The 6225-nt window shown below is 69.5% G+C and carries 6 protein-coding genes; 2 read left to right on the top strand and 4 right to left on the bottom strand.

Features of this window, described 5'->3' with window-relative positions; genetic code table 11:
- The 4 genes from Q0716_RS01955 to Q0716_RS01940 all read right to left on the bottom strand — a co-directional run.
- Nucleotides 1-1670, bottom strand: a 1670-nt coding sequence (locus tag Q0716_RS01955) for a ribonuclease catalytic domain-containing protein (protein ID WP_299019076.1), incomplete at its 3' end; no start/stop codon positions are given.
- 121 nt (nucleotides 1671-1791) lie between these two features.
- Nucleotides 1792-2463 (bottom strand): 7-cyano-7-deazaguanine/7-aminomethyl-7-deazaguanine transporter, encoded by a 672-nt coding sequence (locus Q0716_RS01950; protein ID WP_299019074.1) that lies wholly within the window; start codon nucleotides 2461-2463, stop codon nucleotides 1792-1794.
- Between the two features lie 92 nt (nucleotides 2464-2555).
- On the bottom strand, nucleotides 2556-3965 hold the full coding sequence (radA, locus tag Q0716_RS01945; RefSeq protein ID WP_299019072.1) for a DNA repair protein RadA: 1410 nt from the start codon (nucleotides 3963-3965) through the stop codon (nucleotides 2556-2558).
- Between the two features lie 8 nt (nucleotides 3966-3973).
- Nucleotides 3974-4600, bottom strand: coding sequence for a YqiA/YcfP family alpha/beta fold hydrolase (locus Q0716_RS01940; RefSeq protein ID WP_299019070.1), 627 nt, complete (start codon nucleotides 4598-4600; stop codon nucleotides 3974-3976).
- A 24-nt stretch (nucleotides 4601-4624) separates the two neighbouring features.
- On the opposite strand from Q0716_RS01940, the gene rodA reads away from it, so the two are divergent.
- Nucleotides 4625-5782 (top strand): rod shape-determining protein RodA, encoded by a 1158-nt coding sequence (gene rodA, locus Q0716_RS01935; RefSeq protein ID WP_299019068.1) that lies wholly within the window; start codon nucleotides 4625-4627, stop codon nucleotides 5780-5782.
- Between the two features lie 47 nt (nucleotides 5783-5829).
- On the top strand, nucleotides 5830-6225 hold a 396-nt coding region (locus Q0716_RS01930), incomplete at its 3' end, for a DNA gyrase modulator (protein ID WP_299019066.1).

Genomic DNA, 6225 nt, shown 5'->3' with positions numbered 1-6225 from the left:
AACGCGCTGATGATGGCCATCAGCGCCGCGTCCTTGGGCTTGAACGGCGCCGCCAGTGCGGCGGTGGCGCCGTGGCGCGCGCAGGCGATGAGCTGCCACTGGTTGACCAAATCGGTGTAGCGCCGCAGCGGCGAGGTGCTCCATGCGTAGCAGGGCACGCCGATGCCCGCGTGCGGCAGCGGCTTGGTGCCCATGCGCACCTTGATGCCGGGCGCCAGGCTCGCCTGGCTGCGGTAAATGCCGGGTACACCCAGCTCGGCCAGCCAGCCGCCCCAGGTTTGGTTGGCCAGGATCATCGCCTCGGCCACGATCAAGTCGAGCGGGGCGCCACGCGAGCGCGTGCCGATGATGACCGTCTCCTCGCCGGTGGGGCCGTCGGGGCCGACACCGTCGAGCTTGAACGTGTAGTCGGGGCGGGTGAAGGTCTCGGGCCGACCGCGGACCGCCTCGCGCCGTGCCTTGCACGCCTGCGCCAGCCGCCACAGAAACGCCAGCGTCGGCCGCAGCGCCTCCACCTCGGCGGGCACCGGGGCCCCCGCCGGGGCGCTGGGGTCTTCCAGCCACGCCGGGGTAATGGCCGCGTCGATCTGGTCGTGGCGCAGGTTGTGCGCGATCGGCACGCGCTCGAGGCGCGTGTGGTGACTGCGGATCTCCAGCGACGCCTCATCGAGCGTCAGATACAGCGACAGCGCCGGCCGGGCTGCGCCAGCCTCCAGCGTGTAGGTTCGCACCACCTCATCGGGCAGCATGGTGATCTTGTGCCCCGGCATGTACACCGTGGATAGCCGCTCGCGCGCCAAGCGGTCCAGCGCACTGTCGGGTGTGATCGCCAGGCCCGGTGCGGCGATGTGGATGCCCAGCGTCACGGTGCCGCTGCCCAGCCCCTGCACACTCAGGGCGTCGTCGATTTCGGTGGTGCTGGAGTCGTCGATCGAAAACGCGGCCACCCCCTCGGCCAACGGCAGGTCGTCGGGCGCGGGTGGCGCCGGCAGCGCGGGAAATCCCGTGCCGCGCGGAAAAAACTCGTGCAGGAAGCGCTGCCAGTGGAACTGGTAGGCGCTGGTGATGGCCCCGGCGCGTTGCAGCAGCGCCAGCGGCGCCAGGTGCGTCTCGCGCGCGGCGTGCACGACCGCCTTGTACTCGGGGGCATTTTTGTCCGGCTTGAACAGAATGCGGTAGAGCTGCGCGCGGATCGGCTCGGGGCAGCTGCCTGCTGCCAGTTCGGCGGCCCAGGCATCGATTTGCGCCTGTAGGGCCTTCTTGCGCTCGATGGCGGCGAGCGCTTGTTGCAGCACGTCCGCGGGCGCCTTGCGAAACCGCCCCTTGCCCGCGCGGCGAAAGTAGTGGGGCGCTTCGTGCAGGCGCAACAGCATGGCGGTTTGCTGCGCCAGCGTCGCGCCGTTACCGAAGTAGTCACGCGCCAGCTCGTCGAAGCCGAAATCGGCCTCCGGTGCGAATTCCCACGCCAGGTCGAGGTCGATATCGCCGCTGAGCGCGCTGGCGTCGGCCAGCAGCGCCGCAGGGGTGGGTTGGGCAAAGGTCAGCAGCACATGGGCGGCCTTGACCTTGAGCCGCTTGCCCGACTCCAGCTCGATCTGGTGCGAGGCTTCGGCAGATGACAGGATACGGCCGGCGAGCAATTTGCCGGCATCTTCAAACAGGGCAAACAACGTGTGGACTCTCGTGCGGGCGCGCACGCCACACGGGCGGGCGCGCCGGTTGGGGTCGATGCGGCCCCACAGTGTACCGACTTGCCCACCGATTGCGGCACGCCGCGCGGTGCCTGCGCCGTCAGGCCGTGCGCACCGGCGGCGGTGGCGCGGGCAGCCAGCGCAGCAGCGCACGTAGCGCCGCGCCGTACAGCGGCAGCAGCGCCAGCAGGCTGAACGCCAGCTTGGTGGCGTAGTCCACCCAGGCGATTTCGACCCAGTGCTCGGCCATGAACGGGTCGGCGCTGCGCCAGAACGCGACCGAGAAAAAGACGAACGTGTCGAGCAGGCTGCCGATCACGGTCGAGGCGGCCGGGGCGATCCACCACTGTGGCAGCGCGCGCAGGCGGGCAAACACGGCGATGTCGGCCAGCTGCCCGACGACGTAGGCGATGAAGCTGGCCAGCGCAATGCGAAAGACGAAGGCATTGAACTCGCCGAGCGCCGCCCAGCCGTTGAAGCGGCCCTCGAAAAACAGCACCGAGACGACGTAGGACGCCACCAGTGCCGGCAGCATGACGCGCGCCACCACGCGCCGTGCGGCCGGTGCGCCGATCAGCCGAACCGTCAGGTCGGTGATGACGAAGATGAGCGGGAAGGTGAACGCCCCCCACGTGGTGTGCACGCCGAACAGCTGAAACGGCAATTGCACCAGGTAGTTGCTGGCGATGATGATGACGATGTGGAGGGCCACCAGCGTGGGCAGCCCCAGCCAGCCGGGCCGCTGGCCGGCGGCGATAGGGGTCGAGTGCATGAGAAGTCCTTTTTTTTGCGATGACGATGGGGTGAGGGAACCCATCCGACGGGATGCGGAGCATACCCGAAATCGGCCCGAGATGATTTACCTCACCACGCGCGCACGATGTCGAGCGCTTCCTCGATGCGGCCGATCGGGTGCACCTCCATCGCGTCGAGCACCTCGCGCGTGGCGGCGTCGGGCTTGCGTGGCAGGTTGGCCGCCGGCACCAGCGCGACGCGAAAGCCCAGCTTGGCCGCCTCGCGCAACCGCTCCAGTCCCCGCGGCGCGGGGCGCACCTCGCCGGCCAACCCCACCTCGCCAAAGGCGACGAAGCGCGTCGGCAGCGCGCGGCCGCGCAGCGACGACTGGATGGCCAGCAACACCGCCAGGTCGGCCGCGGGCTCGGCGATGCGCACACCGCCCACGGCGTTGACGAACACATCCTGATCCGCGCACGCCAGCCCCGCGTGGCGGTGCAGCACGGCCAGCAGCATGGCCAGCCGGTCGCGCTCCAGCCCCACGGACAGCCGCCGCGGCGCGGCGCCCCCGCCGTCGACCAGCGCCTGGATTTCCACCAGCAGCGGTCGCGTCCCTTCCAACGTCACCAGCACACAACTGCCCGGTACCGGCTGGGGATGTTGGCTCAGGAACAGCGCGCTCGGGTTGCTCACGCCTTTCAAGCCGCGCTCGGTCATCGCAAACACGCCCATCTCGTTGACGGCGCCGAACCGGTTTTTGATCGCACGCACCAAACGGAAGCTGCTGTGCGTGTCGCCTTCGAAGTACAGCACGGTATCGACCATGTGCTCGAGCACGCGCGGGCCGGCCAGCGCGCCTTCCTTGGTCACGTGGCCCACCAGCACCAGGGTCGTGCTGCGCTGCCCGTCGCCGCCCGATTTGGCCAGTCGCGTCAGGTGCGCTGCACACTCACGCACCTGCGCGACCGACCCCGGTGCCGAGGCGAGCTGTTCGGTATAGACGGTCTGGATCGAGTCGATTACCGCTACTGCGGGCCGCTCGCGCTCCAGCGTGGCGACGATGCGCTCGAGCTGGATTTCGGCCAGCACCGGCACCTGGCTGTCGATAAGGCCCAGTCGGCGCGCGCGCAGCGCCACCTGGGCGCCGCTTTCCTCGCCGGTCACATACAGCGTGGGCAGCCCCGCACGTTGCAGCGCATCCAGCGCCTGCAACAGCAGCGTGGATTTGCCGATGCCGGGGTCGCCGCCGATGAGCACCACCGCGCCGGCGACGATGCCGCCGCCCAGCACCCGGTCGAGCTCAGGCAAGCCGGTGGGCGTGCGCGCCACGTCGGCGGCCTCGATCTCGCCCAGCCGCGCCAGCGTGCCGGTGCTGGCCAGTCCTTGGCGTAGGGCGCTGAGGCGGTGCTTGCCCGGGGCTGGCTCGGCCAGCGCCTCTACCAGCGTATTCCAGGCACCGCAGTGCGGGCACTTGCCCAGCCAGCGCGGGCTGCTGCCGCCGCATTCGCTGCACGTATAGAGGGTTTTGTCCTTGGCCATGTGCGGTGTCAAACCAGGTTCAGGTGCGCCAGCACCGCGTCCAGGTGCGCCGCGAAGTCCGACAGCGCGTGATCGCTGCCGGGCACGATGCGCTGCGGGCTGCCGGGGTAGCGCGCCACCATCTCGCGCCAGTCCAAGACCTCGTCCCCGGTGGCGGCCACCAGCAGCACGCGCGCCGGCTCGGGCAGGGCACCCACTGCCAGCGCGCGCAGCTCCTGCACGTATTCGGGGCGAAAGAAAAAGCGCTCCTGTGGGTCGTGCCACGCGGTGTGCTCGCCGATGTGCCGAGCCAGGTCACGCGCCGGGTCCACCGCCGGGTTGAGCAGCACCGCGCGGCAGCCGGTCAGTGCCGCCAGCCGGGTGGCGTAAAAGCCGCCCAGCGAGGAGCCGATGACACCCATCGCGCCCCGGGGCCAGTCTGCCACGCTGCGCTCGATCAAAGCCCAGGCCGCCGCGGGCGACGGCGGCAACTGGGGGCAGCACCAGGTCACGCGCGGGTGGTCGCGCGCGACGCGCTCGGCGACCATGCGCGCCTTGGTCGAGCGCGGCGACGAGCGAAAGCCGTGCAAGTACAGCAAATGGCTCACGGGCGCGAGCGCCGGCAGCGATGGACGGGGCGTTGGTGCGGATGCCATGGCGCGCAGCATAATCCATGCCCCATGGCTGTCGTCCTGCAAAAACCCCCGCTGCTGTCGCGTCTGGCGCCGCTGGTGCGCGGCTTTGATGGGCGGTTTTTACTCGCCGTGGCGCTGCTGGCGCTCATCGGCCAGGGGGTGATGTGGTCGGTGGCGTACGACATCCCCGGGCGCTACGCCGACCACCTGCGCAACCTGCTCATCGCGGCCGTGGTCATGTTTGCGGTCGCGCAGATACCGCCGCAGCGGCTGCAGGCGCTGGCGGTGCCCACCTACGCCGCCGGTGTCGTCCTGCTGGTGGCCGTGGAACTGTTTGGCGTCACGCGCAAGGGGGCGCAGCGCTGGCTCGACTTGGGCGTCATCACCATCCAGCCCAGCGAGATCATGAAGATCGCGATGCCACTGATGCTGGCGTGGTGGTTCCAGCGCCGCGAGGGGCGGCTGCAGGCGCGCGAATTCGCGGTGGCGCTGGGCTTGTTGGCCGTGCCCGTCGCGCTCATCCTCAAGCAGCCCGATTTGGGCACGGCGCTGTTGGTGGCGGCCTCGGGCTTGTTCGTCATTTATCTGGCCGGGCTGAGTTGGAAGCTGATCGTGCCGCCGCTGCTGCTGGGGGCCGTGGGCATCGTCACGCTGATCGTGATGGAGCCCCAGTGGTGCGCGCCGGGGGTCGATTGGGTGGTGCTGCACGAATACCAGCGCCAGCGCGTGTGCACGCTGCTGGATCCGACCCGCGACCCGCTCGGTAAGGGGTTTCACATCCTGCAGGGCCTCATCGCCATTGGCTCGGGCGGCCTGTGGGGAAAAGGTTTCATGCAGGGGACGCAGACGCACCTGGACTTCGTGCCCGAGCGCAGCACGGATTTCATCTTCGCGGCGTTTGCCGAGGAGTTTGGCTTCGTCGGGGTGCTGATATTGCTGGCGGCGTACACCTATTTCATCGCGCGCGGGCTGATGCTGGCGGCCGAGGCGTCCACCTTGTTTGGGCGCCTGCTGGCGGGAGCGCTGATATTGGTGCAGGCGGTCTACGCGTTTGTCAATATGGGCATGGTCAGCGGCATCTTGCCCGTGGTGGGCGTGCCGCTGCCGTTTTTGAGCTACGGTGGCACCGCCATGGTCACGCTGGGAGCCAGCCTTGGCATGATGCTGTCGGTGGGCCGCCACAAGCGCCTGATTCCCACTTGAGGGAGTGTCCCCGTGCACGGTCGGACGGGGCTGCCTACAATGCCGTCATGATCGCCGTCGAACCCACCCTAGCGCGCCTGGCCACGGCGCGCGCTTTGTTGCTCGAGCCTTATGGCTTGGACGAAACCCATCTGCGCCGCGCGCTGTCGGCCCTCATGGCGCCCGGTGTCGATGACGCCGACCTGTACTTCCAGTACACGCGCAGCGAGGGCTGGAGCCTGGAGGAGGGCATCGTCAAGACCGGGTCGTTCAGTATCGACCAGGGGGTCGGCGTGCGCGCCGTCAGCGGCGACAAGACGGCATTTGCCTACTCCGACGACTTGTCGTGGGCCGCGCTGCGCGAGGCGGCCGAGAGTGTGCGCGCCATCGGCCGCCAGGGCGGGGCACAGCGTGCGCGCGTCGGGCGGCGCCGGACGCGCCCTTCGGTGGCGCCGTCGCGCCAG

The sequence above is a fragment of the uncultured Tepidimonas sp. genome, from assembly GCF_938045175.1.
Taxonomy (GTDB): Bacteria; Pseudomonadota; Gammaproteobacteria; order Burkholderiales; family Burkholderiaceae_C; genus Tepidimonas.
This window is presented reverse-complemented; position numbering and strand designations above follow the sequence as displayed.

Bases quoted from the DNA above. Each gene is read 5' to 3' on its own strand.
- radA (WP_299019072.1), bottom strand. From the start codon at position 3,965: ATGGCCAAGGACAAAACCCTCTATACGTGCAGCGAATGCGGCGGCAGC.
- Q0716_RS01940 (WP_299019070.1), bottom strand. From the start codon at position 4,600: ATGGCATCCGCACCAACGCCCCGTCCATCGCTGCCGGCGCTCGCGCCC.
- Q0716_RS01950 (WP_299019074.1), bottom strand. From the start codon at position 2,463: ATGCACTCGACCCCTATCGCCGCCGGCCAGCGGCCCGGCTGGCTGGGG.
- rodA (WP_299019068.1), top strand. From the start codon at position 4,625: ATGGCTGTCGTCCTGCAAAAACCCCCGCTGCTGTCGCGTCTGGCGCCG.